Origin of the sequence: Streptomyces sp. NPDC001222 (assembly GCF_042896945.1) — a bacterium.
Lineage (GTDB): Bacteria > Actinomycetota > Actinomycetes > Streptomycetales > Streptomycetaceae > Streptomyces > Streptomyces gibsoniae.
This window is the reverse complement of sequence record NZ_JBIAXT010000014.1, coordinates 98,090-123,802: the sequence shown is the minus strand read 5'-3', so window position 1 is coordinate 123,802 and position 25,713 is coordinate 98,090. Positions and strand designations below refer to the sequence as shown.

At 70.2% G+C, this 25,713-nt stretch carries 22 protein-coding genes and 1 riboswitch; of the genes, 14 read left to right on the top strand and 8 right to left on the bottom strand.

Annotated elements, in window-relative coordinates; genetic code table 11:
- Window positions 1-49: 49 nt before the first annotated feature.
- On the bottom strand, window positions 50-1,456 hold the full coding sequence (locus ACFY2Z_RS20685; RefSeq protein WP_390745558.1) for a family 2B encapsulin nanocompartment shell protein: 1,407 nt from the start codon (window positions 1,454-1,456) through the stop codon (window positions 50-52).
- A 344-nt stretch (window positions 1,457-1,800) separates the two neighbouring features.
- Between ACFY2Z_RS20685 and ACFY2Z_RS20680 the strand changes: the two genes are divergently transcribed.
- The gene (locus tag ACFY2Z_RS20680; RefSeq protein WP_390745557.1) at window positions 1,801-2,739 is read left to right on the top strand and encodes a 1-aminocyclopropane-1-carboxylate deaminase/D-cysteine desulfhydrase; all 939 of its coding nucleotides are present in this window, start codon (window positions 1,801-1,803) and stop codon (window positions 2,737-2,739) included.
- A 52-nt stretch (window positions 2,740-2,791) separates the two neighbouring features.
- Here the strand turns inward: ACFY2Z_RS20680 and ACFY2Z_RS20675 are convergent, their stop codons facing one another.
- Window positions 2,792-4,387, bottom strand: coding sequence for a Na+/H+ antiporter (locus ACFY2Z_RS20675; protein WP_390745556.1), 1,596 nt, complete (start codon window positions 4,385-4,387; stop codon window positions 2,792-2,794).
- Between the two features lie 62 nt (window positions 4,388-4,449).
- On the opposite strand from ACFY2Z_RS20675, the gene ACFY2Z_RS20670 reads away from it, so the two are divergent.
- From ACFY2Z_RS20670 to ACFY2Z_RS20660, 3 genes are all read left to right on the top strand, one after another.
- On the top strand, window positions 4,450-4,710 hold the full coding sequence (locus tag ACFY2Z_RS20670; RefSeq protein ID WP_390745555.1) for a UBP-type zinc finger domain-containing protein: 261 nt from the start codon (window positions 4,450-4,452) through the stop codon (window positions 4,708-4,710).
- Between the two features lie 260 nt (window positions 4,711-4,970).
- The gene (locus ACFY2Z_RS20665; RefSeq protein ID WP_055492491.1) at window positions 4,971-5,384 is read left to right on the top strand and encodes an anti-sigma regulatory factor; all 414 of its coding nucleotides are present in this window, start codon (window positions 4,971-4,973) and stop codon (window positions 5,382-5,384) included.
- Window positions 5,381-6,559, top strand: a complete 1,179-nt coding sequence (locus tag ACFY2Z_RS20660; protein WP_390745554.1) for an RNA polymerase sigma factor SigF — start codon at window positions 5,381-5,383, stop codon at window positions 6,557-6,559. Before ACFY2Z_RS20665 ends, ACFY2Z_RS20660 begins: the two co-directional genes overlap by 4 nt.
- Window positions 6,560-6,614: 55 nt before the next feature.
- On the opposite strand, the gene ACFY2Z_RS20655 is transcribed toward ACFY2Z_RS20660, so the two are convergent.
- Window positions 6,615-7,064, bottom strand: coding sequence for a hypothetical protein (locus ACFY2Z_RS20655; protein ID WP_390745619.1), 450 nt, complete (start codon window positions 7,062-7,064; stop codon window positions 6,615-6,617).
- A 183-nt stretch (window positions 7,065-7,247) separates the two neighbouring features.
- Between ACFY2Z_RS20655 and ACFY2Z_RS20650 the strand changes: the two genes are divergently transcribed.
- Both ACFY2Z_RS20650 and ACFY2Z_RS20645 read left to right on the top strand, forming a co-directional pair.
- Window positions 7,248-8,219: a diacylglycerol/lipid kinase family protein gene (locus ACFY2Z_RS20650; RefSeq protein WP_390745553.1), complete on the top strand. Its 972-nt coding sequence runs from the start codon at window positions 7,248-7,250 to the stop codon at window positions 8,217-8,219.
- 317 nt (window positions 8,220-8,536) lie between these two features.
- Complete coding sequence (locus ACFY2Z_RS20645; protein ID WP_003992873.1) at window positions 8,537-8,794, top strand: WhiB family transcriptional regulator; 258 nt, start codon at window positions 8,537-8,539, stop codon at window positions 8,792-8,794.
- A gap of 174 nt (window positions 8,795-8,968) precedes the next feature.
- On the opposite strand, the gene ACFY2Z_RS20640 is transcribed toward ACFY2Z_RS20645, so the two are convergent.
- A complete protein-coding gene (locus ACFY2Z_RS20640; protein WP_390745618.1) occupies window positions 8,969-10,435 on the bottom strand; it encodes a PAS domain-containing sensor histidine kinase in 1,467 nt (488 codons plus the stop codon).
- Between the two features lie 664 nt (window positions 10,436-11,099).
- Between ACFY2Z_RS20640 and nagB the strand changes: the two genes are divergently transcribed.
- Window positions 11,100-11,885 carry a glucosamine-6-phosphate deaminase gene (gene nagB, locus ACFY2Z_RS20635; RefSeq protein ID WP_390745552.1) on the top strand — a complete coding sequence of 262 codons (786 nt, stop codon included), beginning with the start codon at window positions 11,100-11,102 and terminating at the stop codon, window positions 11,883-11,885.
- Window positions 11,886-11,963: 78 nt separating this feature from the next.
- On the opposite strand, the gene ACFY2Z_RS20630 is transcribed toward nagB, so the two are convergent.
- The 4 genes from ACFY2Z_RS20630 to ACFY2Z_RS20615 form a co-directional block, all read right to left on the bottom strand.
- A complete protein-coding gene (locus tag ACFY2Z_RS20630; RefSeq protein WP_390745551.1) occupies window positions 11,964-13,451 on the bottom strand; it encodes a glycoside hydrolase family 3 protein in 1,488 nt (495 codons plus the stop codon).
- A 9-nt stretch (window positions 13,452-13,460) separates the two neighbouring features.
- The gene (locus ACFY2Z_RS20625; RefSeq protein ID WP_390745550.1) at window positions 13,461-14,303 is read right to left on the bottom strand and encodes a carbohydrate ABC transporter permease; all 843 of its coding nucleotides are present in this window, start codon (window positions 14,301-14,303) and stop codon (window positions 13,461-13,463) included.
- Window positions 14,300-15,286, bottom strand: a complete 987-nt coding sequence (locus ACFY2Z_RS20620; protein WP_390745549.1) for a carbohydrate ABC transporter permease — start codon at window positions 15,284-15,286, stop codon at window positions 14,300-14,302. Before ACFY2Z_RS20620 ends, ACFY2Z_RS20625 begins: the two co-directional genes overlap by 4 nt.
- Before the next feature lie 89 nt (window positions 15,287-15,375).
- A complete protein-coding gene (locus tag ACFY2Z_RS20615) occupies window positions 15,376-16,650 on the bottom strand; it encodes an extracellular solute-binding protein (RefSeq protein ID WP_390745548.1) in 1,275 nt (424 codons plus the stop codon).
- Between the two features lie 425 nt (window positions 16,651-17,075).
- Here ACFY2Z_RS20615 and ACFY2Z_RS20610 point away from each other — a divergent pair, with 425 nt between their 5' ends.
- From ACFY2Z_RS20610 to ACFY2Z_RS20580, 7 genes are all read left to right on the top strand, one after another.
- Window positions 17,076-17,840, top strand: a complete 765-nt coding sequence (locus ACFY2Z_RS20610; RefSeq protein ID WP_311692889.1) for a GntR family transcriptional regulator — start codon at window positions 17,076-17,078, stop codon at window positions 17,838-17,840.
- A gap of 126 nt (window positions 17,841-17,966) precedes the next feature.
- The gene (locus tag ACFY2Z_RS20605; RefSeq protein WP_390745547.1) at window positions 17,967-18,233 is read left to right on the top strand and encodes a DUF3311 domain-containing protein; all 267 of its coding nucleotides are present in this window, start codon (window positions 17,967-17,969) and stop codon (window positions 18,231-18,233) included.
- Window positions 18,230-19,858 (top strand): monocarboxylate uptake permease MctP, encoded by a 1,629-nt coding sequence (mctP, locus tag ACFY2Z_RS20600; RefSeq protein WP_390745546.1) that lies wholly within the window; start codon window positions 18,230-18,232, stop codon window positions 19,856-19,858. The genes ACFY2Z_RS20605 and mctP overlap by 4 nt, the downstream gene beginning before the upstream one ends.
- Window positions 19,859-20,239: 381 nt before the next feature.
- Window positions 20,240-20,746: a GNAT family N-acetyltransferase gene (locus ACFY2Z_RS20595; RefSeq protein ID WP_390745545.1), complete on the top strand. Its 507-nt coding sequence runs from the start codon at window positions 20,240-20,242 to the stop codon at window positions 20,744-20,746.
- 87 nt (window positions 20,747-20,833) lie between these two features.
- Window positions 20,834-20,927, top strand: a riboswitch (cobalamin riboswitch).
- 143 nt (window positions 20,928-21,070) lie between these two features.
- Window positions 21,071-23,467, top strand: coding sequence for a ribonucleoside-diphosphate reductase subunit alpha (locus tag ACFY2Z_RS20590; protein ID WP_390745544.1), 2,397 nt, complete (start codon window positions 21,071-21,073; stop codon window positions 23,465-23,467).
- A gap of 58 nt (window positions 23,468-23,525) precedes the next feature.
- The gene (locus tag ACFY2Z_RS20585) at window positions 23,526-24,536 is read left to right on the top strand and encodes a ribonucleotide-diphosphate reductase subunit beta (RefSeq protein WP_390745543.1); all 1,011 of its coding nucleotides are present in this window, start codon (window positions 23,526-23,528) and stop codon (window positions 24,534-24,536) included.
- Between the two features lie 211 nt (window positions 24,537-24,747).
- Window positions 24,748-25,710 (top strand): GlxA family transcriptional regulator, encoded by a 963-nt coding sequence (locus ACFY2Z_RS20580; protein ID WP_390745542.1) that lies wholly within the window; start codon window positions 24,748-24,750, stop codon window positions 25,708-25,710.
- The last annotated feature ends 3 nt before the right edge of the window (window positions 25,711-25,713 follow it).

Genomic DNA, 25,713 nt, shown 5'->3' with positions numbered 1-25,713 from the left:
GGCGCCCGGGCCCCGGGGGCGCGCCCGGAGCCGGCGAGCGTCCAAGGCGTCACCTCCAGCGGCCGATCTCGACGTTCTCCAGGACGCCCAGCGCGTCGGGCACCAGGACGGCCGCCGAGTAGTAGGCCGTCACCAGATAGCTGATGATCGCCTGCTCGTTGATGCCCATGAAGCGCACCGAGAGGGACGGCTCGATCTCGTCCGGGATGCCGGACTGCCTCAGTCCGACGACCCCCTGCTCCTCCTCGCCGGTACGCATGGCGATGATCGAGGTCGTACGGGCCTCGGTGACCGGGATCTTGTTGCAGGGGAACATCGGGACACCGCGCCAGGTCGGGACGCGGTTGCCCCCGATGTCGATGGTCTCCGGGTTGAGTCCGCGCTTGTTGAGTTCCCGGCCGAAGGCGGCGATCGCCCGCGGGTGGGCGAGGAACAGCTTGGTGCCCCGCCGCCTGCTGAGCAGTTCGTCCATGTCGTCGGGGCTCGGCACCCCGTCGTGGGGCTGCAGCCGCTGGTCGTACTCGCAGTTGTGGAGGAGCCCGAAGTCCCGGTTGTTGATCAGCTCGTGCTCCTGGCGCTCCTTGAGCGCCTCGACCGTGAGCCGCAGCTGGTGCTCGGTCTGGTTCATCGGCTGGTTGTAGAGGTCGGCCACGCGCGTGTGAATGCGCAGGACGGTCTGCGCGATGCTCAGTTCGTACTCGCGGGGCGCGGCCTCGTAGTCGACGAACGTGTGCGGGATGTCCGGCTCACCGCTGTGGCCCGCGGCGAGGTCGATGGCCTTCTCGCCGTACTTGTTGGTCTCCTCCTCGGGAGCCGAGCGCTGCTCCTGAAGGTGGTCGCGCAGGGACTGGGCGCGGTCCGCGACCAGTTCGACCTCCCGCCGGGGCAGTGCGAGCACCGTGCAGGCGGTGACCGCACGGGCCGTGTACTCCCAGATGGCGTCCGGGTCCAGCAGCGCCTGGTCGCCGAAGTAGGCGCCGTCGGCAAGGACGCCGAGCACCGCGTCGGCCCCGTAGGGACCGGTGCCGATCTTCTCCACCTTGCCGTGCGCGAGCAGGAACACCTCGTCGGCCTGGCTGCCGAACTCGGCGAGCACGTCCCCGGGCGCGAACCTGCGCTGCTGGCACCGCTGGGCGAGTTCGCCGAGCACCTCCAGGTCCTCGTAGGCGCGCAGGGCCGGCAGTTCACCCAGCTCCGCCGGGATCACCGTGACCTGGTCACCGGTCTTCACGAACGTCACCCGGCCGTCGCCCACGGTGTAGGTCAGACGGCGGTTCACCCGGTATGTGCCGCCCTGCACACCCACCCACGGCAGCATACGCAGCAGCCAGCGTGAGCTGATCTCCTGCATCTGGGGTGCGGACTTGGTGGTGGTGGCCAGGTTCCGAGCGGCCGCAGTGCCCAGACTCTGCTGCGGCTTGTTCTGCTCCGCGCGGACCTCTTCGCCTACCGACATTGGTATTGCCCCTCCCGATCACGCATCGATCTGCGGGAAGAAGCCTCTCAGCACGGAGAGTGGCGCTGCCATTACCCAAACGAGCGGGAATGGATCAACGGCCGCCCGGGCACACTGAGGCGCTTCGCCGAGCAGCGGACAGGGTGGCTCCGACGCACCTCCCGACGGACCGGCCCGACGTGCCTTCCGACGGACCGGCCCGACGCACCTCCCGACGGACCGGCCCGACGCACCTCCCGACGGACCGGCTCAGGGAGCGGGGCCACGACCGGCTGCAGCGCCCCGGGCCGCCCGTCCGGGACACCGGCCGCCGCCCACGCCGTCGAGTGTCCGACAATGGCCGGGTGACCAGCCCCGACGTGCCCAGCGGAGGCCGGACGCCCGACGCGGCGGTGCCGCGTCTGCGTCCGCGCCTGCCGTCGCCGTTGCGGGAGGTCGCGGACGAGCGCTTCGCCCGCCACGGGGTCCGGCTGCTGCTCAAGCGGGACGATCTGATCCACCCGGAGCTGATCGGCAACAAGTGGCGCAAGCTCGCCCCGAACCTGCGTGCCGCGGCCGGCCGCACCCTGCTCACCTTCGGCGGCGCGTACTCCAACCACCTGCGGGCCACGGCCGCGGCGGGCCGGCTGCTCGGGCTGGACACCGTCGGCGTGGTCCGCGGCCAGGAGCTCGCCGACCGTCCGCTCAACCCGTCTCTCGCCCGGTGCGCGGCCGACGGGATGCGGCTGCACTTCGTCGACAGGTCGACCTACCGGCGGGTCGCGGAGCCACCGGTCCTGGCCGGCGTGCTGCGCGCGGCGGACGCCGAGGACGCGTATGTGGTGCCCGAGGGCGGCAGCAACTCCCTCGCCGTGCGCGGCTGCCATGCGCTCGGCGAGGAACTGCGCGGGCGGGCGGACGTCGCCGCCGTGGCCTGCGGCACGGGAGGCACGCTGGCGGGACTGGCCGCGGGGCTGGCCCCCGAGCAGCGGGCCCTCGGGGTCGCGGTGCTCAAGGGCGACTTCCTGGCCGGCGAGACGGCCGCCCTGCAGACCCTTGCCTTCGGCGGCCGCCGGGGCACCTGGTCCGTGGACACCCGCTTCCACTTCGGCGGCTACGCCCGCACGAGCGACGAACTCGAAGCCTTCGCCCGGGACTTCGAGTCGCGGCACGGCCTGCCGGTGGAACGTCTCTACGTCGCCAAGCTGCTGTACGCGCTGGTCGCCCTGACCGAGGAGGGCGCGTTCCCGCGGGGAACGACGCTGGCCGCGGTGATCACCGGAACCCCCTTCCCCCCTGCGTAGGCCCCCCGGCTCCCCTGTCGTCGGATCCGGGGGCGCGCCGCCCGGTCGTGGGTCAGGCGGATTCGCGATAGGCCGCCGCCTCCTCCAGGTCCAGGCGTCTGAGCAGGGTGCGGAGCATCTCGTCGTCGATGTAACGATGGTTGCGGAGCCGCACGAAGACCGCCCGCTCGGCGCCGATCATCTCCCGGGACAGCCGACTGTAGGTGTCGTCGGCCGTCTCGCCGGTCACCGGGTTCACCGAGCCGAGGCGCTCCCACACGGCGTTGCGCCGGCGCTCCAGGACCGCGCGGAGACGGTCGGCCAGCGGCGGCGGCAGCGCGTTGCCCTCGTCCTCCAGGAGTGCGTCGAGGTGATGCTCGGCGGCCCGCGACGCCTGCGCCTGGGCGTTCGCCTCGGCGAGGGTCTCCGCGCGGGGGTCGCGCCCCGGCAGTCTGAGCAGACGGATCAGCGGGGGCAGGGTCAGTCCCTGCACCACCAGGGTGCCGATCACCGTGGTGAAGGTCAGGAAAAGGATCAGGTTGCGGCCGGGGAAGGGACCGCCGCCGTGCACGGTCCGGGGGATCGAGAAGGCGATCGCGAGGGAGACCACGCCTCGCATCCCGGCCCAGCCGATGATGAACGGCGCCTTCCAGGTGGGGTTCTCCTCGCGCTCCCGGATCCGCGAGGACAGCACACGCGGCAGAAAGGTCGCCGGATACACCCACAGGTACCGCGAGAGGACGACCACGACGAGCACGGCCACCGCGTACCAGGCGGCATGCACACCCTCGTAGCGGCCGAGGCCCCGCAGCACGACCGGCAGCTGCAGCCCGATGAGCGCGAACACCGCGGACTCCAGGACGAACGCGACCATCTTCCACACCGCCTCCTCCTGGAGCCGGGTCGCGAAGTCGACCTGCCAGTTGTGGTAGCCGAGGTAGAGGGCGACGACGACCACGGCCAGCACCCCGGAGGCGTGCGCCCACTCCGCGGCCCCGTAGGCCACGAACGGGATCAGCAGCGACAGCGTGTTCTGGAGCAGCGCCTCCTTCAGATGCGTGCGCAGCCAGTGGATCGGCATCATCAGCAGCAGGCCGACCGCGACACCGCCGAGTGCCGCGAGGGCGAACTCGCGCACCCCGGACGCCCAGGTGGCGCCCTCCCCGACCGCCGCCGCGAGTGCCACCTTGTAGGCGGTGATCGCGGTCGCGTCGTTCACCAGGGACTCGCCCTGGAGGATGGTGGTGATCTGCGACGGCAGCCCCACCCGCCGGGCGACGGCGGTGGCCGCGACGGCGTCCGGGGGCGCGACCACCGCGCCCAGGACCAGCGCCGCCGTCAGCGGCAGATCCGGCACGATCAGATAGGCGGCCCAGCCCACCGCGAGTGTCGCGAAGAGCACATAGCCGACGGACAGCAGCGCCACCGGCCGCAGCTGCGCCCGCAGGTCCAGGTACGAGCTGTCCGCGGCGGCCGTGTACAGCAGCGGCGGCAGCACCAGCGGCAGGACGATGTCCGGGTCGAGCGTGTACTCCGGCACCCCGGGCACATAGGAGATGACGAGTCCCACCGCGACCAGCAGCAGAGGGGCGGGCACAGGGGTGCGGCGGGCGATCCCCGCCACGGCGGCACTGCCCGCGACCAGCAACAGCAGCGGCAATACGTTCATGTCTTGCGCCCGCCCCTCTATATTCGCGCTGCTTTCCGCAGAGCCGTCGTAACCTGGCAATCATGAAACAGTGCACGCACGCCGGCGCGCTGCCGCACCCCGAACCAAAGCCCCGGAGCGACACCTGCCTGGAGTGTCTCGCGGCCGGTACCGACCCGGTGCAACTGCGGCTGTGTCTGGAGTGCGGGCACGTGGGCTGCTGTGACTCCTCGCCCCTGCGGCATGCGACGGCGCATCACACGGAGACCGGCCACCCGGTGATGCGCACCTTCGAGCCGGGTGAGGACTGGCGTTGGTGCTTCGTCGACCATGTACTCGTGTGACCCTGGATCCGGACGGTTCGACGGTCTGACGCCTGGGTACGTCAAACCGGCGCGCGCTCTTCCCAATTGGGCCCGCAGACCCCTAGCCACTGTGCGTACACATAGGTTTACTATGAGTGACAGCAAGGGGCCGGGGTCGCGGGGACCGCGGGGACAGAAAAGCCGGTAGCGCGATAGCGTCACCGCTGAACCACGTAGGGCGTTACCCCGGGGGGCGACCCTCGGCCCCCGAAAGAGCTTGTACCACCTTGGAGGTGAGGGTGTCCCAGATCGCAGGCGAGCCCGCGACCCAGGACTTCGTGGAAGTCCGGCTGCCGGCAGCGGGTGCCTACCTGTCGGTGCTGCGTACGGCCACCGCCGGCCTCGCGGCCCGTTTGGACTTCACCCTCGACGAGATCGAGGACCTGCGCATCGCGGTCGACGAGGCCTGCGCGATCCTGCTTCAGCAGGCCGTGCCCGGCTCGGTGCTCAGCTGCGTCTTCCGGCTCATCGACGACTCGCTCGAGGTCACGGTCGCGGCGCCGACCACGGACGGTCACGCTCCGTCACGAGACACCTTCGCCTGGACCGTGCTGTCGGCCCTGGCCGGCAAGGTCTCCTCCGCGGTCGCCGACGACAAGACCGTGTCCATCAGCCTCTACAAACAGCGCGGCGCGGGACCCGGGCCGGCGTGACGAACGGGGACGGGCCGGTGCGGGACGAAGAGCGCGGCACACGAGAACCGTCCGCCGGGACCGTCGGCGGCCCGACCGGGCCGCGGCGGACGGCGGCCGGTGTGGACGGCATCCCGGAGCAGGCCCGTCCGCATCCGGAGGACGACGCTTCGGCGGTCGCGGCACCCGTACAGGCGGGAGCGGCCGGGGCCGAGGAGACGTTCTCCGTGCGGGGCGGCACACGACGGGATCCGGACGGTCTCCCGCGGAGCACGCCCTCTGGAGGAACTGGGGCCTCCCCGGCTCATGGGGGTCCTCCCGCTCGAGCGCGGTCGAGAGCGGGGGCGGAGCCGAGAGCGCGGGGAACGGTGACGGGCGGGACGATGAGCGAGCACGAGCGAAACGCCGAGCAGAGCGTGCCGGGCGGCGCGCAGCACGACCCACAGGACCGCAGCGGGGCGCGGTCCATGTTCGTCGAGCTGCGCAAGCTGAAGGAGGGCAGCCCGGAGTACGCGGAGCTGCGCAACCAGCTGGTCCGCATGCATCTGCCGCTCGTCGAGCACCTCGCGCGCCGCTTCCGCAACCGCGGCGAGCCGCTGGACGACCTGACCCAGGTCGCGACCATCGGCCTGATCAAGTCGGTGGACCGCTTCGACCCGGAGCGCGGCGTCGAGTTCTCGACCTACGCGACCCCGACGGTCGTCGGCGAGATCAAGCGCCACTTCCGCGACAAGGGCTGGGCGGTACGGGTGCCACGGCGCCTGCAGGAGCTGCGGCTGGCCCTGACGACGGCCACGGCCGAGCTGTCCCAGCTGCACGGCCGCTCCCCGACGGTCCACGAGCTGGCCGAGAAGCTGGCCATCTCGGAGGAGGAGGTCCTGGAGGGCCTGGAGTCCGCCAACGCGTACTCGACCCTCTCCCTGGACGTCCCCGACACGGACGACGAGTCCCCGGCGGTCGCGGACACGCTCGGCGCGGAGGACGAGGCACTGGAGGGCGTGGAGTACCGCGAGTCGCTGAAGCCGCTGCTCGAGGACCTTCCGCCACGGGAGAAGCGGATCCTCCTTCTTCGCTTCTTCGGCAACATGACGCAGTCGCAGATCGCGCAGGAGGTCGGCATCTCCCAGATGCACGTCTCGCGACTGCTGGCCCGGACCCTGGCCCAGCTGCGGGAGAAGCTGCTGGTCGAGGAGTGACGAAGGGCGACCGGATCCCGGTCGCCCTTCCGCACGTGTGCCGCCTGCTGTCGGCCTACTTCTGGTCCTGTACGTTCCCGGGCCCCCGGATGCCGAGCGCCCGGGTGGTCGCCGGGTTCACGAGCAGCACCAGGGCCGCCACCGCGACGACGGCGAGCACGATGCCGCCCGGGATGGCGACGCTGTCGGCCTGGAGCAGGTTGTACGCCACGGGCAGCGCCATGATCTGGGTGATGACCGCGGGCCCCCGGCTCCAGCTGCGCCGCAGCAGCAGACCGCGCGCGGCCAGCAGAGGCAGCAGCGCGAGCACGATCAGGGTGATGCCGCCGGTGACGGCCTGCCGGCGGTCGTCCGGCGAGCCCGTGAGGCCCAGGACGAGCATCCATGCACCGCCCACGAGGAGGGCGAGACCCTCCAGGCCGGCGAGTGCCGCCGCGACGGTCAGCCGCACGGGGCGGGGCCCGGCGTCGGGGGCCGGGGAGGTCGGGTTCTGCTCAGCGCTCACCCCAGAAGAGTAGCCCTCGCACTCGGCCCGGCCGGCGGGGCGGGCGGCGCGGCGCGGGCCGGTGACGGCCACCGTGTCCCGGGCCGCTTTCCCGGCCACTGTGCCCAAGGCCACTCCCACTCCTCTTACCCGATCCCTAACTCGGCCTGGGACGAGTACCGCCGAGTAGGTAACCTGCAACTCATGCGTGCACTTCTCGTGGTCAATCCGGCGGCAACCACCACAAGCGCGCGTACCCGTGACGTTCTGATCCACGCGCTGGCGAGCGAGATGAAGCTCGAGGCGGTCACCACCGAGTACCGGGGGCACGCCCGGGACCTCGGCCGCCAGGCCGCGGAGAGCGACGACATCGAACTGGTCGTGGCGCTCGGCGGCGACGGCACGGTCAACGAGGTCGTCAACGGCCTGCTGCACCACGGCCCCGATCCGGGCCGGCTCCCCCGACTCGCCGTCGTGCCCGGCGGTTCGACCAATGTCTTCGCCCGCGCCCTCGGCCTGCCCAACGACGCCGTGGAGGCCACCGGCGCGATCCTCGACGCCCTGCGCGAGGGCGGCCGGGAGCGCACGGTCGGCCTCGGTCTGGCCGAGGGCACCCCGGGCACCGAGGACGAGGCGGTGCCCTCCCGCTGGTTCACCTTCAACGCCGGCCTGGGCTTCGACGCGGGCGTGGTGGGCCGGGTCGAACAGCAGCGGGAGCGGGGCCGGCGCTCCACCCATGCGTTGTATCTGCGCCAAGTACTGCGCCAGTTTCTGGACGAACCTCATCGCAGGCACGGAACGATCACTCTGGAGCGGCCCGGCGAGGAGCCGATCGAGGGTCTCGTCCTGTCCATAATCTGCAACACGGTGCCCTGGACGTTTCTCGGCAATCGTCCGGTGTACGCCTCGCCTAAGGCCTCGTTCGATACCGGACTCGACGTACTCGCTCTCAGCCGTATGTCGACGACCTCGATTGCCCGGTATGCAACCCAGTTGCTCACTTCGTCCCCCGAGCGGGGCCCCCGCGGCAAGCGCGTTGTCTCCCTGCACGACCTGAGCGCCTTCACCTTGCAATCGAAGGTGCCGCTGCCGCTCCAGATGGACGGGGACCACCTGGGACTGCGCACCAGCGTGACGTTCACAGGCGTACGCCGTGCACTGCGTGTGATTGTGTGAGCAGAACGCCCCAAAGTCCTTTCACTCGAACGTTTAGGCCAGGATCCACCCCTTGGAAGTACGGCTGTGACCTAGTCGACACCAAGGAATCAAAAAAAACTTTCCGGAAGGGGTTGTATCCGCCGCTGAGGTTTGCGAGTCTCTACGTGGCGCTCGGGACGGCACGCACCATCGGCCCCCACGGAGAGCCCGAACCCCTCCTCAAACCAAGGACCACGTCAGTGAGTCTGACGATCGGCCCTTCACTTGTTGAGGGATTCGTGAAAGCGTTCACATTCACAAGCAATCTGCACGTAACACCAAGAGAGGTAGCAGCCATGGACTGGCGTCACAACGCCGTTTGCCGCGAGGAAGACCCCGAGCTCTTCTTCCCCATCGGCAACACCGGTCCCGCGCTGCTGCAGATCGAGGAAGCCAAGGCCGTCTGCCGTCGCTGCCCGGTTATCGAGCAGTGCCTGCAGTGGGCGCTCGAGTCCGGTCAGGACTCCGGCGTCTGGGGTGGCCTCAGCGAGGACGAGCGCCGTGCCATGAAGCGCCGCGCCGCCCGCAACCGGGCCCGTCAGGCCTCCGCCTGACACACACCCCGCCTGAGCTTGGCGGCGCGTACAGCGAGTGCGCATCTCCCGCCCCCGAGCCGCAGCGCGCAGTACCCCCGGTGCGCAGCAATAGCTGGCAACTGAGCTTTAGCCCCGGACCACTTGTGGTCCGGGGCTCATTGCTGTGTGCGCCGGGCGGCCGCGCCACGCGCGTCAGGCCTGGGCGCGGACCGGGATGTCCAGGATCACCCGGGTCCCCCGCCCCGGGGCCGGCACCATGTCGAACGCGCCGCCCAACTCGCCCTCCACCAGCGTCCGCACGATCTGCAGACCGAGGTTGCCCGCCGTGTGCGGGTCGAAGCCCTCGGGCAGGCCGACCCCGTCGTCCTGAACGGTGACGAGAAGCCGGGCCTCCTTCGTCGTACCGCCACGGACCGCCGAGACCTCGACGGTGCCGGTGTCACCCTGACGGAAGCCGTGTTCCAGGGCGTTCTGCAGGATCTCGGTCAGCACCATGGAGAGCGGGGTCGCGACCTCTGCGTCCAGGATGCCGAAGCGGCCGCTGCGCCGGCCGGTGACCGTGCCGGGCGAGATCTCGGCGACCATGGCCAGCACCCGGTCGGCGATCTCGTCGAACTCCACCCGTTCGTCCAGGTTCTGAGACAGCGTCTCATGCACGATGGCGATGGAGCCGACCCGGCGTACCGCCTCCTCCAGCGCCTCCCGTCCCCGCTCGGACTCGATACGGCGGGCCTGGAGGCGGAGCAGGGCGGCGACCGTCTGCAGGTTGTTCTTCACCCGGTGGTGGATCTCCCGGATGGTCGCGTCCTTGGTCATCAACTCGCGCTCGCGGCGCCGCAGTTCGGTGACGTCCCGGAGCAGCACGAGGGACCCGATCCGGGTGCCCTTGGGCTTGAGCGGGATGGCGCGGAACTGGATCACCCCGTCATGGGCCTCGATCTCGAACTCGCGCGGCGCCCAGCCGCTGGCGACCTTGGCGAGCGCCTCGTCGACGGGACCCCGGGTGGGAGCGAGGTCGGCGGTGATCTGACCGAGGTGCTGGCCGACCAGGTCGGAGGCCAGACCCAGGCGGTGGTAGGCCGACAGGGCGTTGGGAGACGCGTACTGGACGCCGCCGTCCGCGTCGAGACGGATCAGCCCGTCGCCGACGCGCGGCGAGGCGTCCATGTCGACCTGCTGGTCGGGGAACGGGAAGGAGCCGGCCGCGATCATCTGAGCCAGGTCCGAGGCGCTCTGGAGGTAGGTGAGCTCCAGGCGGCTCGGGGTACGCACGGTGAGGAGGTTGGTGTTGCGCGCGATGACCCCGAGGACGCGCCCCTCACGTCGTACGGGGATGGACTCGACCCGGACCGGGACCTCCTCGCGCCACTCGGGGTCGCCCTCGCGCACGATCCGGCCCTCGTCCAGGGCGGCGTCCAGCATGGGGCGGCGGCCGCGCGGGACGAGGTGGCCGACCATGTCGTCCTGGTAGGAGGTGGGGCCGGTGTTGGGGCGCATCTGCGCCACCGAGACATACCGGGTGCCGTCACGCGTGGGCACCCACAGGACCAGGTCGGCGAAGGAGAGGTCGGACAGCAGCTGCCACTCCGACACCAGCAGGTGGAGCCACTCCAGGTCGGAGTCACTGAGGGCGGTGTGCTGGCGGACCAGTTCGTTCATGGAGGGCACGTCTGCGAGGGTACGGGAGCTGGGACAACGTTCGAAATCAGCCAGGGAGCGCAGCACCACCGCAGGACGGAAGGGGCCCGGAGACACCCGCGGGCCGCGGCGCCTGGGAGGGACCCTCAACCCTCCCGGCACCGCAGCCCGGAGCAGCAACGGCCACGGGGTGTGCGGTCCCGGTCGGCCGAAGGTCGAGGACCCGGAGCAGTCAGGGCAGAGAGCGCCGGTTCCTCGGTCCGTCTTCCTGTGCGGGGAAGACGGAGGTTTGTGCGGACTGTCCTCGTCCGTGCGCGACGAGAACACTTTACGTGCTTTACCTACGCTTGTGGACTAGACCACGTGCAGGGACCATGGTGCTGGGTCCGAGGGCGTGTGTCCATGCGTCGGAGGATGTTTGTTGTTGTCTCTTTATCGGACATCCACGGATGTCTCCCCGCAGGGTAGCGGCCTTCGGTCCGCCCCGGGGGCGGATTGCCGCCGTAGGGCCACCGACGCGTCTCGACACGGGGCCGAGACCCCGTCCCCACTCCCCCGACCCCGGCTCCGGCACCCTCTACCGCGAGGTGCCGATTCTGCTAGATTGGTCTATACCACATGTGTTCTCTCGCGTGTGTGCCCCCGGGTCCCCACGCGAGCCCCTCCTCAGAACGGCAGGCCCACCGTGGAAGTTGTCATCGTCCCGGACGCCAAGGCGGGCGGCGAGCTCATCGCCGAGGCCATGGCACAGCTGCTCGGGCGCAAGCCCGACGCCCTGCTCGGCGTGGCCACCGGATCGACGCCGCTGCCCGTCTACGAGGCGCTGGCGACCAGGGTGCGCTCCAACGCCGTCGATGTCTCACGGGCGCGGATCGCCCAGCTCGACGAGTACGTGGGCCTGCCGGCCGACCACCCCGAGTCGTACCGTTCGGTGCTCGCCCGTGAGGTGCTCCAGCCGCTCGGGATCGACATGCGCGTGTTCATGGGGCCGGACGGCGCGGCCGAGGACGTACGGGCGGCGTGCACGGCGTACGACAGGGCGCTGGCCGAGGCCGGCGGGGTGGACCTGCAACTGCTCGGCATCGGCACCGACGGGCACATCGGGTTCAACGAGCCGTGCTCCTCGCTCGCCTCGCGCACACGGATCAAGACGCTGACCGAGCAGACGCGGATCGACAACGCGCGTTTCTTCGACGGCGACATCGACCAGGTGCCCCACCACGTGATCACCCAGGGCATCGGCACCATCCTCGAGGCACGGCACCTGGTGCTGCTCGCGACCGGCGAGGGCAAGGCGGACGCGGTCGCCGCGACCGTCGAGGGACCGGTCGCCGCCGTCTGCCCGGCCTCCGCGCTCCAGCTCCACCCGCACGCGACCGTCGTCGTGGACGAGGCCGCCGCGTCCAAGCTGAAGCTCGCCGACTACTTCCGGCACACCTACGCCAACAAGCCCGACTGGCAGGGCATCTGACCGTAGGGGAAGGGCGCCGGGCCCCGGCGGCCTTCCCCTCCCGGCCGGGGCGAGGACCACGCTCGCCCCGGCCCGCCGTCATCTCCCGGCGATGACCTCCGCCGCGGCCCGTCCGCAGACCCGTGCCGCCCCGTGCGTGGCGATGTGCAGGGCGCCGCGGGGGGCGGCCTGCGGAACGCCCATCTCGACCAGGACCGTGTCCGGACGCTGCGCGAGGATCACGTCCAGGGCCCCCGCCATCCACGGGTGCCGGTGCTCGTCGCGTACCACCGCCACGATCCGCCGCGTCCCGGCGGCCTCCAGCACGTCCCGTCCCGCCGTCTCCCCCGCGAAGCTGCCCGTCTCGGTGCCCGGGAGCATGCGGACCAGTTCCGCGGCCACGCCCCAGGGGGTGTCGTCGCCCACCGCGATGTTCGCGACGGGGGTGAGGGCGGCTGCGTACGGCGGCTCGGTGAGCGGGGTGAAGCCGTCCGCCCCGGTGACGGTCAGGGCGCGCCGGGCCGCGAGCAGACCGACCTCGGTGCCGGCGGCCGGCCGCGCGGTGGTGCCCGCCGCCGACGCCGTCCACCGCGCCAGCGCCCGGACCCGCTCGGCGGCCTCGGCCAGCCGCTCCTCGGCCAGCTCGCCCGAGCGCACGGCCGTGACCAGCGCGTCCCGCAGACGTCGTACCGTCTCGTCGTCCGCGAGGCCGCCGCCCACACAGATGGCGTCCGCGCCCGCCGCGACGGCGAGGACGCTGCCGCGCTCGATGCCGTACGTCGCGGCGATCGCCCGCATCTCCATGCCGTCGGTGACGATCAGGCCGTCGTAGCCGAGTTCGCCGCGCAGCAGGCCGGTCAGGACCCGCCGGGACAGCGTGGCCGGGCGGTCCGGGTCCAGGGCCGGGACCAGGATGTGCGCGCTCATCATCGCGCGTGTGCCGGCCGCGATCGCCGCCCGGAACGGGGCGAGTTCGCGCTCCTGGAGCACCTGCGCCGAGACGTCGATGCGCGGCAGCGCGTGGTGGGAGTCGACCGCCGTGTCGCCGTGCCCGGGAAAGTGCTTGGTGCAGGCGGCGACGCCCGCGGACTGCAGTCCGGTGACATAGGCGGCGGTGTGGCGGGCGACCAGTTCCGTGTCGGCGCCGAAGGACCGCACGCCGATCACAGGGTTCGCGGGGTTGGAGTTCACGTCGGCGGAGGGCGCCCAGTTGAGTTTGACCCCGCACTCCGCGAGCCGGCGGCCCAGCTCGGCGGCCACCGCGCGGGTCAGCTCCACGTCGTCCACGGCGCCCAGCGCGTGGTTGCCCGGGAAGGAGGATCCCGACCGGACCTCGAGGCGGGTGACGTCACCCCCTTCCTCGTCGATCGCCACGAGCACGTCGTCGCGTTCGGCGCGCAACTGGGCCGTCAGGGCGGCGAGCTGCTGCGGGGAGGCGATGTTCCGGCCGAACAGCCCCACGGACGCCAGCCCCTCGCCGAGCCGGCGCAGCAGCCAGTCGGGGGCGGTGGTGCCGGTGAAGCCGGGCTGGAGGACGGTCAGCGCATCGCGGGTGAGGGTGTCGGTACCGCTGGCGAATGTCGTCATCGGGTGGCGTTATCCCTTCACGGCGCCCGCGGTCAGGCCCGCGGCCATCTTGCGCTGGACGAGGAGGAAGAGCACGACGATCGGCACCGCCATCATCGTGGCACCGGCCATCATCGGGGCGTATTCGGTGCCGTGCTTGGTGGTGAAGTTGCCGAGCCAGACGGTCGCGGTCTGGTGCTGCTGGCTCATCAGCATCAGGGCGTACAGATACTCGTTCCAGGCCTGGATGAAGCCGTAGACCGAGGTGGCGACCAGGCCGGGGGCGAGCAGCGGGAAGACCACGCGCAGGAAGGCGCCCGTGCGGGAGCAGCCGTCCACCATCGCGGCCTCCTCCAGCTCGCCCGGGATGTTGACGATGAACCCGCGCAGCGTCCACACGGTGAACGGCAGGATGAAGGTCAGGTACGTGATGATCAGGCCGGTCAGCCTGTCGTACTGGTCAAGGTCGTTGAGCAGCAGGAAGACCGGGATGATCATGGCGACCAGCGGGATCATCTGGACCGCCAGGATGCCCACGATCACGATCTTCCGGCCGCGGAAGGCGAAGCGGGAGATGGCGAGCGCGGCCAGCATCCCGACGACGATGCCGATCGCCACCACCGACAGGGACACGACCAGGCTGCGGCCGACCGGGCCCCAGAAGTCCGCGATGTCCAGCGCCCGGCGGAAGTTGTCCAGGGTGAGGCCCGTCGGCACCAGGCTCGGATCGGGGTCGATGGCGTCCTTCGCCGGCTTGAACGCCGTGTCGACCATCCAGTAGACCGGGAAGCCGACGGTGACGAAGACGAGCAGGCCGAGGAGGTTCCAGCCGAGCCTCGGCCTCCGGCGGCCGGGAGCTGCGAGGGTGCTCATTCGACCTCTCCGATCTTCAGCATCTGGCGCATGTACACGGCCACCACACCGAGCAGCAGCACCACGGTGAGCAGGGCGATGGCCGAGCCCTGCGCGTAGTCGTTGACGACGAACGCGCGGTCGTAGGAGTAGGTGGTGAGGAGCTGGAACTCGGCCTCCGGATGCCCGCCGCGCATCACGAAGACCTGCGGGAAGACACCCATGTCCCAGATCACCGAGAGCGTCGTGAGCATCACGATGATCGGCTTGAGGACGGGCAGGGTGACATGGCGGAAGACCCCCCAGGAGCCCGCGCCGTCCAGCCGGGCCGCCTCCTGAAGCTCCTTGGGGACCTGGGTGAGGCCCGCGCTGAGCGTGATGACCACGAAGGGCACCGCTCCCCACACCACCAGGAGCATGATCACGGCCAGGCCCTGCGGCCCCGACGCGAACCAGTTGTGGCCGATCATCTCGACCCCGGGCAGCTTGCTCAGCAACGCGTTGAAGACGCCGTAGTCCGAGTCGAAGAGCCATTTGAAGACCGTGGTGGCCACGACGACGGGCATGCCCCAGCCGGCCACCAGCGCAATGTTGATCAGTGTCTTCACCCAGCCGGAGACCTGCTGCAGCAGCAGGGCGATCAGCATGCCGACGACCATCGTGAAGACGACACAGCCGACCGCGAAGACGATTGTGCGCAGGACGACGGCCCAGAACTCGCCGTCGCCCAGCACATCGGTGAAGTTGGCGAACCCGACCGACTCGGCCGGCTGGAAGCCCCACAGCTGGGACTGGCCGAACTTCTCGAAGGACAGGGTGACCAGGCGCACCAGCGGATAGCCCATCACCAGGACGAGGACCAGCAGACACGGCGCGAGCAGCAGCCAGGGGGCCGTCGCCCCGCTCGACGTGCGCCTTCTGCGCGGTCCCTCCGGGACGGCGGGTGGCGGCGCCGGCCGCGGCGGCGGCACCTTGGCGGGGGTGGTCGTGTCTGCGGCACTCATCGCGCGCTCCTCAGCGGTCCCTCAGGTCGAACGGGACGCGGGGCCCCGGCCCCGGACTCCCCCCTGGGCTACGGGGCCCCGCGTGCACGTCACTTGGTGTTGATGACCTTGTCGATCGCGGCGTCCGCATCCTTCGCGGCGGCCTCGACCGACTTCTTGCCGGTGCCGATGTCCTGCAGCATGGTCTGCAGGGTCTGCGCCTTCTCGACCTGGCCCCAGCCCGGTGCCATGGGGACGAACCAGTTGGACTCGGCCGCGGTGGCGGGGACCGCCGTCGCCGGGTCGTTCTTCAGCGTGGCGAGGTCCGTCTTGTTGTTGGGCAGGTTGCCCTTGGCCATCAGGCCCTTCTGGCCCTGCGAGCCGGTGAACGCGTTGATCCACTCGCCGGCCAGGTCCTGCGCCTTGGACTTCACCGGGATCGCGAGGTCGGAACCGCCCAGGAACACCGGGATGTTCTTGCCGGACGGCCCGGGCATCACGAAGTTCTCGAGGTTGTCCTTCAGCTTGCCGGTCTTGTCGTTCTTCGGGTCGGCCGCGGTCGCGCCCTCCCAGGCGGCGGCGAAGATCATGGCGGACTTGCCCTGGCCGTAGACGATGTAACGGTCGGACTCGTCCTTGGTCTTGTCGCCGTGCATGTACTTGTCGAGGACGTTCTTGAACTCGGTGAGGCCCTTGACGGACTCGGGCGAGGAGAGGTCGGCCTTCCACTGGCCGCCCTCCTCCTTGGCGATGGAGCCGCCCGCGTCGTAGACGAAGGACATGGCCGCGTACCAGTCGCGCGTCGGCTGGTACCAGGCGTTGAACTTGTCGCCCTCCTTCTTCTGGATCTTGTCCAGGTCGGCGGTCAGCTCCTGGTACGTCTTCGGAGGCGTCTTGACGCCGACCGAAGCGGCGATGTCCTTGCGCCAGTTGGCGACCCGGCCGCCCGCGTAGTACGGGACGCCGTAGGTCTTGCCGTCGTAGGTGACGGAGGTCTTGAGGCCGTCCAGCCACTGGCCGGAGTTCTCGAACTTGGCCGGGTCCACCTGGGCGAAGGCGCCCTTGACCATGTAGCCGAGCATCTCGGTGTTGCCCATCTCCACCACGTCCGGCACCTTGTCGGTGGCGAGGACGGCGTCGAGCTTGGGGTTCTTGTCCGGCCAGCCGTAGTACTCGTGCTTGATCTTCAGACCGGGGTGCTTCTTGGTCACGGCGTCGTCCGCGGCCTTCACCAGCTCGGGCCAGTTGTTCTGCGCGTCGACCGTCAGCCAGACGGTGAGTTCCTTGGCGTCCGACCCCCCGGACTTCTTGTCCCCGCTCCCGCACGCCGCGATGGAGACCATCATGCCCGCGATTCCGATCGCGGCTATCAGCTTGCGCTTCACGCCCACCCTCCTCAGGGATGCCACCAACCCCCCTTGTCCCCGCGGCGACTTGATGACGAGTACCGCCCGTGGGGCCGGGACCTGGACCAATGGTGTAGACCAGTACGGGGGAGCTTGGCCCAGACCAATAGGAGTGTCAAGGGTGTTCGGCGCGGTCCGGGCGTCCGTTATGGGACCTACATATGCAAGGACCTTTAAGTAGGAACCCAGCAAAAAGGGCAGGCCAGCGGCAGCCTGCCGACTGGACCACTTCGGGGCGGTGGACTAGACCAGCGGGAGTGCCGACGGTATACAGAAGGGATCCCCGGACGCGTGACGGGGATCGCGGAACATGCGGGGACCCCCCGCATCAGGCCGTGCCACGATGTGAGCCGCGACCGGCGGAGTGTCGGTCGCTTCGGCATCCGGAGCCGGGAAGGCAGACCATGAGCACCGACGTCAGCAGTGCGGAGAGCGAGGGCGGGGCGACCGTCCGCACCGCGCGCGTGCCCAAGTACTACCGTCTGAAGAAGCATCTGCTGGAGATGACGGAGACGCTGCCGCCCGGGACGCCGGTACCGCCCGAACGCACACTGGCCGCGGAGTTCGACACCTCGCGCACGACCGTGCGCCAGGCCCTGCAGGAGCTGGTCGTCGAGGGCCGGCTGGAGCGCATCCAGGGCAAGGGCACGTTCGTCGCCAAGCCGAAGGTCTCCCAGGCACTGCAGCTCACCTCGTACACGGAGGACATGCGCGCCCAGGGTCTGGAGCCGACCTCGCAGCTGCTGGACATCGGCTACATCACCGCCGACGACACCCTCGCCGGGCTGCTCGACATCGCGGCCGGGGGCCGGGTGCTGCGCATCGAGCGCCTGCGGCTGGCGAGCGGCGAGCCCATGGCGATCGAGACGACGCATCTGTCCGCCAAGCGCTTTCCGGCGTTGCGCCGCTCGCTGGTCAAGTACACCTCCCTCTACACGGCGCTCGCGGAGGTCTACGACGTCCATCTCGCGGAGGCCGAGGAGACCATCGAGACCTCGCTGGCCACCCCCCGTGAGGCGGGCCTGCTCGGCACGGACGTCGGCCTGCCGATGCTGATGCTCTCCCGGCACTCGCTGGACCGGCAGGGCAAGCCGGTGGAGTGGGTGCGGTCGGTGTACCGCGGGGACCGGTACAAGTTCGTGGCAAGGCTCAAGCGGCCCCAGGAGTGAGCCGCCCGGCGGCCTTTCCTCACCGTTGAGGGCCGATATCCGGACGAGGTCTTCCGCCCTGGCACCCCGTCACCTAGATTGCCTGCGCATTACACAGGTGAACTGTGAGGGGAGCGGAGCCACCGGATGTCAGATCAGTCGGATGTGACAGGAGAGGCGAGAGTGACGCCTGTACGCGTCATCATCGCCCTCTGTCTTGTAGCACCCTTTGTCGCCATGCTGTGGGTCGGCTCCTACGCCAAGACCGATCCCACGTTCATCGGCATCCCCTTCTTCTACTGGTACCAGATGCTGTGGGTGCTGATCTCCACGGCGCTGACCATGCTCGCCTACCAGCTGTGGCGGCGTGACCAGCGTGCCCGCGCCGGCCGCGAGGGGGGTGCGTCGGAGTGAAAAACGGCGTGAACGGCGTCGCGCTCGGCGTCTTCGTCTTCTTCTTCCTGGCCGTCACCGTGATGGGCTTCCTGGCGGCCCGCTGGCGCAAGGCCGAGAACGAGCACAGCCTCGACGAGTGGGGCCTCGGCGGCCGCTCGTTCGGCACCTGGGTCACCTGGTTCCTGCTCGGCGGGGACCTGTACACGGCGTACACCTTCGTGGCCGTACCGGCGGCGATCTACGCGGCCGGCGCGTCGGGCTTCTTCGCCGTGCCCTACACGATCCTCGTCTATCCGTTGATCTTCACCTTCCTGCCCCGGCTGTGGTCGGTGTCGCACCGCCACGGATACGTCACCACCTCCGACTTCGTACGCGGCCGGTTCGGTTCCAAGGGGCTGTCGCTGGCGGTGGCGGTCACCGGCATCCTGGCGACGATGCCGTACATCGCGCTCCAGCTGGTGGGCATCCAGGCCGTGCTGGACGTGATGGGCGTGGGCGGCGGCGAGAACACCAACTGGTTCGTCAAGGACCTGCCGCTGCTGATCGCCTTCGGTGTGCTCGCCGCGTACACGTACTCGTCGGGTCTGCGGGCCCCCGCGCTGATCGCGTTCGTCAAGGACGGGCTGATCTACCTCGTCATCGCGGTGGCGATCATCTACATCCCGATCAAGCTGGGCGGCTTCGACGACATCTTCGCCAAGGCGGGCCATGCGTTCGCGCAGACCAGTCCGCTGACCGGGAAGCCGCGCGGGGCCCTCGCACCGCCGGAGGCGGGTCAGTGGACCTATGCGACGCTCGCCCTGGGCTCCGCGCTCGCGCTGTTCATGTATCCGCACTCGATCACGGCGACCCTGTCCTCGCGCAGCCGTGAGGTGATCCGCCGCAACACCACGATCCTGCCGCTGTACTCGCTGATGCTGGGTCTGCTGGCGCTGCTGGGCTTCATGGCGATCGCGGCGGGCGTGAAGGTGCAGAACGGGCAGCTGGCCATTCCGCAGCTGTTCGAGGACATGTTCCCGGACTGGTTCGCGGGCGTGGCGTTCGCGGCGATCGGCATCGGGGCGCTGGTCCCGGCGGCGATCATGTCCATCGCGGCCGCCAACCTGTTCACCCGCAACATCTACAAGGACTTCATCAAGCCGGACGCCACACCGAAGGAGGAGACCCGGGTCTCCAAGATCGTGTCGCTGCTGGTGAAGGTGGGCGCCCTGGTCTTCGTGCTGACGATGGACAAGACGGTGGCCATCAACTTCCAGCTGCTCGGCGGCATCTGGATCCTGCAGACCTTCCCGGCCCTGGTGGGCGGGCTCTTCACCCGCTGGTTCCACCGCTGGGCACTGCTCGCGGGCTGGGCGGTCGGCATGGTCTACGGCACCCTCGCGGCGTACGGCGTCGCCTCCCCGACGCAGAAGCACTTCGGGGGCTCGGCGAAGGAGATCCCGGGCATCGGCGAGATCGGCTACATCGGCCTGACGGCGTTCGCGATGAACGTCGTCGTCACGGTGGTCCTGACCTTCGTCCTGAAGGCCGTGAAGGCCCCCGAGGGCGTCGACGAGACCAGGCCGGACGACTACACGGCGGACGCGGGCGACCCCGGGGTGCAGGTGGAACTGCCTCCGGCGACGGCCGGTACGTCCCACTAGGGCCTGTCGTCGAACTCGCGTCGTCGCCCGGAGGGCGGCCCGCGGCGTCAGGTGCGTGCTCGGGGGACCCCCTGCTCGAAGAGCTCGGGGGGCCCTCGTACTGGAGGTGCGTGGGGTCTCGCCCGGTGCGGCCGTAGGGGCACCGCCCGCGCGAGCGAAGCCGAGCGTGGGGGAGCGTGCATGGCGTCGCGGGGCAGGCGGGAGTGTGACGACAGGCCCTGGTGCTGTGGCCGGGAAGGTTCGCCGGAACCGGTGAACCCTTCCGGTCGCGGCACCAGACCCCGGACGACCGGGTCTCGGGCCACAGGGACCCGGAGCAGGCGGCGGGCCGTCGGAGAAATCCGGCGGCCCGCCGTCGTGTCCGTCGGGCACACTCGGCCAATGGACCTCACCATCCGCCAGGCACTGCCCGAGGAGTACGCCACCCTCGGCGAGATCACCGCTCAGGCCTACCTCCGGGACGGGCTGCTCGACTTCGGCGAGAGCGACTCCTACCTCGACGAGCTGAGAGACGTGGCCAAGCGGGCCGACGCCGCCGAGGTGCTGGTCGCCGTGGCAGGCGAGCGGGTCCTCGGCGGGGTCACCTTCGTACCGGCGGGCGGGCCCATGGCCGACATCGCCGGTCCCGGCGAGGCGGAGATACGGATGCTGGCCGTCGACCACGCCGCGCGGGGGCGCGGCGCCGGCGAGGCCCTGGTGCGCGCCTGCGTCGACCGTGCCCGGACGGTCCCCGGCTGTCTGAGCGTGGTGCTGTCCACCCAGCGCACCATGCACACCGCCCACCGGATCTACGCCCGCCTCGGCTTCCTTCGCACACCAGAGCGGGACTGGAACCCGCTCCCGGAGCTGTTCGACCTCAGGCTGCTCACCTATGCGTTGACACTCTGACACGCTCCGGAGCCGACACGGCACAACATCTGGGGGTGACGCCGCGACCCGGCACAAGATGTATGCTCATGCTCGCTGTCGTCGCAGGGGAATCCGGTGCGAATCCGGAACTGTCCCGCAACGGTGTACTTGTGCATGTCCGTCCCTGTGACGGTGCGGCACAAGCGTCAGTCCGAGGACCTGCCGACAGCGCGCCCGGCCGACCGGTCCGGGCGCCTGACGTCCGGGCCTCGTGGAATGGGCCGGTGGACGCGACGCCCGCGTGCGCTCGTGAGCTGCCCCTGCCCTCCGCCAGGCCTCGAGCCCAGCGAGGGAGAGCCCCACGTGACCATCGCGCCAGCCGACCCGGCTTCAGCGACACCGGCTACGGTGTCGTCCGCGGTGACCGAGGAGACCGACGGTCCCGGTGCCGCGCTGCTGCGGACCCTGATGGAACTGACCGCCGACCTCCCCGACGCCGACCCCGGCCGGGTCGCCGCCGCCGCGCTGCGCGGCCGGTCGGGGCGCACGGACTCCGGCATCGCCGCGGAACTGCGCGAGCTGGCCACGGAGGCGGCCGCCGGTCTCATCTCCGAGGACCCCGCCTACTCCCGGCTGGCCGCCCGGCTGCTGACGATCTCCGTCCGCGCCGAGGCCGCCTCCCAGGGCGTCACGTCGTTCACCGAGTCCGTCGCCGTCGGGCACCGGGAGGGCCTGATCGCCGACCGGACCGCCGCCTTCGTGCACCGGCACGCCGCCCGGCTGGACGCCCTCGTCGACCCCGCCGCCGACGACCGCTTCGGCTACTTCGGGCTGCGCACCCTGCACAGCCGCTATCTGCTGCGCCACCCGATCACCCGTCAGGTGATCGAGACGCCGCAGCACTTCATGCTGCGGGTCGCGGCCGGTCTCGCCGAGGACGACAGCGCCCGCGCGATGGGCGAGGTCGCGGCGCTCTACGGGCTCATGAGCCGCCTCGACTACCTTCCCTCCTCCCCCACGCTGTTCAACTCCGGTACGCGCCACCCGCAGATGTCGTCCTGCTATCTGCTCGACTCCCCGCTGGACGAGCTGGACTCCATCTACGACCGCTACCACCAGGTCGCCCGCCTCTCCAAGCACGCCGGCGGCATCGGCATCGCCTACTCCCGCGTGCGCTCCCGCGGTTCGCTGATCCGCGGCACGAACGGGCACTCCAACGGCATCGTCCCGTTCCTGAAGACCCTGGACGCCTCCGTCGCCGCCGTGAACCAGGGCGGCCGGCGCAAGGGCGCGGCCGCCGTCTATCTGGAGACCTGGCACTCCGACATCGAGGAGTTCCTGGAGCTGCGCGACAACACCGGTGAGGACGCCCGGCGTACGCACAACCTCAACCTCGCGCACTGGATCCCGGACGAGTTCATGCGCCGGGTCGACGCCGACGAGCAGTGGTCCCTGTTCTCCCCGGCGGACGTGCCGGAGCTGGTCGACCTGTGGGGCGAGGAGTTCGACACCGCCTACCGCGAGGCGGAGGCGGCGGGGCTCGCGAAGCGGACCATCCCCGCCCGTGACCTGTACGGCCGCATGATGCGCACCCTCGCGCAGACCGGCAACGGCTGGATGACCTTCAAGGACGCCGCCAACCGCACGGCCAACCAGACGGCGACCGCGGGCCATGTCGTCCACTCCTCCAACCTCTGCACGGAGATCCTGGAGGTCACGGACGACGGCGAGACCGCGGTCTGCAACCTGGGTTCGGTCAACCTCGGTGCGTTCGTGAGCGAGGGGGACATCGACTGGAAGCGCCTGGACGAGACGGTCCGCACCGCCGTCACCTTCCTCGACCGCGTCGTCGACATCAACTTCTACCCGACCGAGCAGGCCGGCCGCTCCAACGCCAAGTGGCGCCCGGTGGGCCTGGGCGCGATGGGTCTGCAGGACGTCTTCTTCAAGCTGCGCCTGCCCTTCGACTCGCCCGAGGCCAAGGCGCTGTCCACGCGGATCGCCGAGCGCATCATGCTCGCCGCGTACGAGGCCTCCGCCGACCTCGCCGAGCGCAACGGCGCGCTGCCCGCCTGGGAGAAGACCCGTACGGCCCGGGGTGTCCTGCACCCCGACCACTACGGCGCCGAGCTGACCTGGCCCGAGCGCTGGGCGGCCCTGCGCGAGCGGATCGCCACGGTCGGCATGCGCAACTCGCTGCTCCTCGCGATCGCCCCGACCGCGACCATCGCCTCCATCGCGGGCGTGTACGAGTGCATCGAGCCGCAGGTCTCCAACCTGTTCAAGCGCGAGACGCTGTCCGGTGAGTTCCTTCAGGTCAACTCCTACCTGGTGCAGGACCTGAAGCAGCTCGGCGTCTGGGACGCGCGCACCCGCGAGGCGCTGCGCGACTCGGGCGGCTCGGTGCAGGGCTTCACGTGGATCCCCGAGGACGTCCGGGCGCTGTACCGCACGGCCTGGGAGATCCCGCAGCGCGGACTCATCGACATGGCCGCGGCCCGCACCCCGTTCCTGGACCAGTCGCAGTCCCTGAACCTGTTCATGGAGACGCCGACCATCGGCAAGCTCTCCTCGATGTACGCGTACGCCTGGAAGCAGGGTCTGAAGACGACGTACTACCTGCGCTCGCGCCCGGCGACCCGGATCGCCCGCGCGGCCCAGGCGCAGACCCCCGCGACCATCCCCGCGCAGCAGGTCGCCGACCCCGACGCGGTCGCCTGCTCCCTTGAGAACCCCGAGTCCTGCGAGGCCTGCCAGTAATGCCCACCCGTCGCCCGACCACCGCCCCTGGAGGACGGCGCTTCGCGCCGACAGACAAATGACCCGTAACACCAACCTGCTCGACCCGGGCTTCGAACTGACCCTGCGCCCGATGCGCTACCCCGACTTCTACGAGCGCTACCGGGACGCCATCAAGAACACCTGGACCGTGGAGGAGGTCGACCTCCACTCGGACGTCGCCGACCTCGCCAAGCTGACGCCGGCCGAGCAGCACCTCATCGGCCGTCTGGTGGCCTTCTTCGCGACCGGCGACTCGATCGTCGCGAACAACCTGGTGCTGACGCTGTACAAGCACATCAACTCCCCCGAGGCGCGCCTGTATCTGTCGCGCCAGCTGTTCGAGGAGGCCGTGCACGTCCAGTTCTATCTGACGCTGCTGGACACCTACCTCCCCGACCCGGAGGACCGCACCGCCGCCTTCGCGGCCGTGGAGAACATCCCATCCATCCGGGAGAAGGCCGAGTTCTGCTTCAAGTGGATGGACTCGGTGGAGAACCTGGACCGGCTGGAGACGAAGGCCGACCGCCGCCGCTTCCTGCTCAACCTCATCTGCTTCGCCGCGTGCATCGAGGGCCTGTTCTTCTACGGCGCCTTCGCGTACGTCTACTGGTTCCGCAGCCGGGGTCTGCTGCACGGTCTGGCCACCGGCACCAACTGGGTGTTCCGGGACGAGACGATGCACATGTCGTTCGCCTTCGACGTCGTGGACACGGTCCGCAAGGAGGAGCCGGAGCTCTTCGACGACGAGCTCCAGCAGGAGGTCACCGACATGCTGGGGGAGGCCGTCGCGGCCGAACTGCAGTTCGGCCGGGACCTGTGCGGTGACGGCCTGCCCGGCATGAACACCGACTCGATGCGCCAGTACCTGGAGTGTGTCGCCGACCAGCGCCTCACGCGCCTCGGCTTCGCCCCGGTGTACGGCTCGGAGAACCCCTTCGCCTTCATGGAGCTGCAGGGTGTTCAGGAGCTGACCAACTTCTTCGAGCGGCGTCCCTCGGCGTACCAGGTGGCGGTGGAGGGCACCGTCGACCTCGACGAGGACTTCTGAGCCCCGGCCGCCCTCAGTTGACGGTCGGTCCGGCGCTCGTGGAGCAGACCCACGAGCGCCGGGCCCGCCAGCAGAAGGAGGAGGAGCAGGACGGTCGCGTATCCCGTGAATGCGTTCATGCGGTAACTGTCGTTCACGGCCGATGCTCCTGACAGTGGCAGGACTGCCCTCCACCCTCGAATTGCTGCCACTTCCCGGGCACACTGGCAGCATGCTGAAGAACGTCGTCGCCGTCCTCCTCGACGGTGTGCACCCCTTCGAACTCGGCGTCGTGTGCGAGGTGTTCGGCATCGACCGCAGCGACGAGGGCCTGCCCGTGTACGACTTCGCGGTGGCCTCGGCCGAGACCCTCACGCTGGGCACCCACTGCGGATTCACCGTGTCCACGCCCCACGGACTGGAGCGGCTGGAGGAGGCCGATCTGATCGCCCTGCCGGCCGGTGACACCTATGCGACCCGGGAGTATCCGCCGGAGCTGCTGGACGCGTTGCGCCGAGCTGTCGCGCGCGGCACCCGGGTGCTCAGCGTCTGTTCCGGCGTCTTCGTGCTCGGGGCGGCCGGGCTGCTGGACGGGCGGCGGTGCGCGGTTCACTGGCGGCACGCCGACACCCTCGGGCGCCGCTTCCCCCGGGCGGTCGTCGAACCGGACGTGCTCTACGTCGACGAGGACCCGGTGATCACCTCCGCGGGCACCGCCGCCGGGATCGACGCCTGTCTGCACATCGTGCGCAAGGAGCAGGGGCCGGAGGTGGCCAACAGGATCGCCCGGCGGATGGTGGTGCCGCCGCACCGCGACGGCGGCCAGGCCCAGTACATCGAGCGGCCGCTGCCGCGGTCGCAGTGCGACACGGTCGCGGAGGTGCTGGTGTGGATGGAGCGCCATCTCGACCAGGAGGTGACCGTCGAGCAGCTGGCCGCCCGCGCGCACATGTCCCCGCGCACCTTCGCCCGACGCTTCCAGCAGGAGACCGGCACCACGCCGTACCGCTGGATCCTGCGTCAACGGGTCCTGCTGGCCCAGGGGTTGCTGGAGCGGACCGACGAGACGATGGACGCGATCGCCGACCGCACGGGATTCGGCACCGCGGCGGCGCTGCGCCATCAGTTCGGGCGCGCCCTGGGGACGACGCCGGCCGCCTACCGGCGCACGTTCAGGGGCCCCGAGGCCGCCTGAACG

Coding starts and splice junctions, on each gene's coding strand:
- ACFY2Z_RS20605 (WP_390745547.1), top strand. CDS start 17,967: ATGTCAGATCAGTCGGATGTGACAGGAGAGGCGAGAGTGACGCCTGTA.
- ACFY2Z_RS20640 (WP_390745618.1), bottom strand. CDS start 10,435: ATGAACGAACTGGTCCGCCAGCACACCGCCCTCAGTGACTCCGACCTG.
- ACFY2Z_RS20645 (WP_003992873.1), top strand. CDS start 8,537: ATGGACTGGCGTCACAACGCCGTTTGCCGCGAGGAAGACCCCGAGCTC.
- ACFY2Z_RS20610 (WP_311692889.1), top strand. CDS start 17,076: ATGAGCACCGACGTCAGCAGTGCGGAGAGCGAGGGCGGGGCGACCGTC.
- ACFY2Z_RS20620 (WP_390745549.1), bottom strand. CDS start 15,286: ATGAGTGCCGCAGACACGACCACCCCCGCCAAGGTGCCGCCGCCGCGG.
- ACFY2Z_RS20625 (WP_390745550.1), bottom strand. CDS start 14,303: ATGAGCACCCTCGCAGCTCCCGGCCGCCGGAGGCCGAGGCTCGGCTGG.
- ACFY2Z_RS20595 (WP_390745545.1), top strand. CDS start 20,240: ATGGACCTCACCATCCGCCAGGCACTGCCCGAGGAGTACGCCACCCTC.
- ACFY2Z_RS20685 (WP_390745558.1), bottom strand. CDS start 1,456: ATGTCGGTAGGCGAAGAGGTCCGCGCGGAGCAGAACAAGCCGCAGCAG.
- ACFY2Z_RS20580 (WP_390745542.1), top strand. CDS start 24,748: ATGCTGAAGAACGTCGTCGCCGTCCTCCTCGACGGTGTGCACCCCTTC.
- ACFY2Z_RS20650 (WP_390745553.1), top strand. CDS start 7,248: ATGCGTGCACTTCTCGTGGTCAATCCGGCGGCAACCACCACAAGCGCG.
- ACFY2Z_RS20630 (WP_390745551.1), bottom strand. CDS start 13,451: ATGACGACATTCGCCAGCGGTACCGACACCCTCACCCGCGATGCGCTG.
- ACFY2Z_RS20675 (WP_390745556.1), bottom strand. CDS start 4,387: ATGAACGTATTGCCGCTGCTGTTGCTGGTCGCGGGCAGTGCCGCCGTG.
- ACFY2Z_RS20585 (WP_390745543.1), top strand. CDS start 23,526: ATGACCCGTAACACCAACCTGCTCGACCCGGGCTTCGAACTGACCCTG.
- ACFY2Z_RS20670 (WP_390745555.1), top strand. CDS start 4,450: ATGAAACAGTGCACGCACGCCGGCGCGCTGCCGCACCCCGAACCAAAG.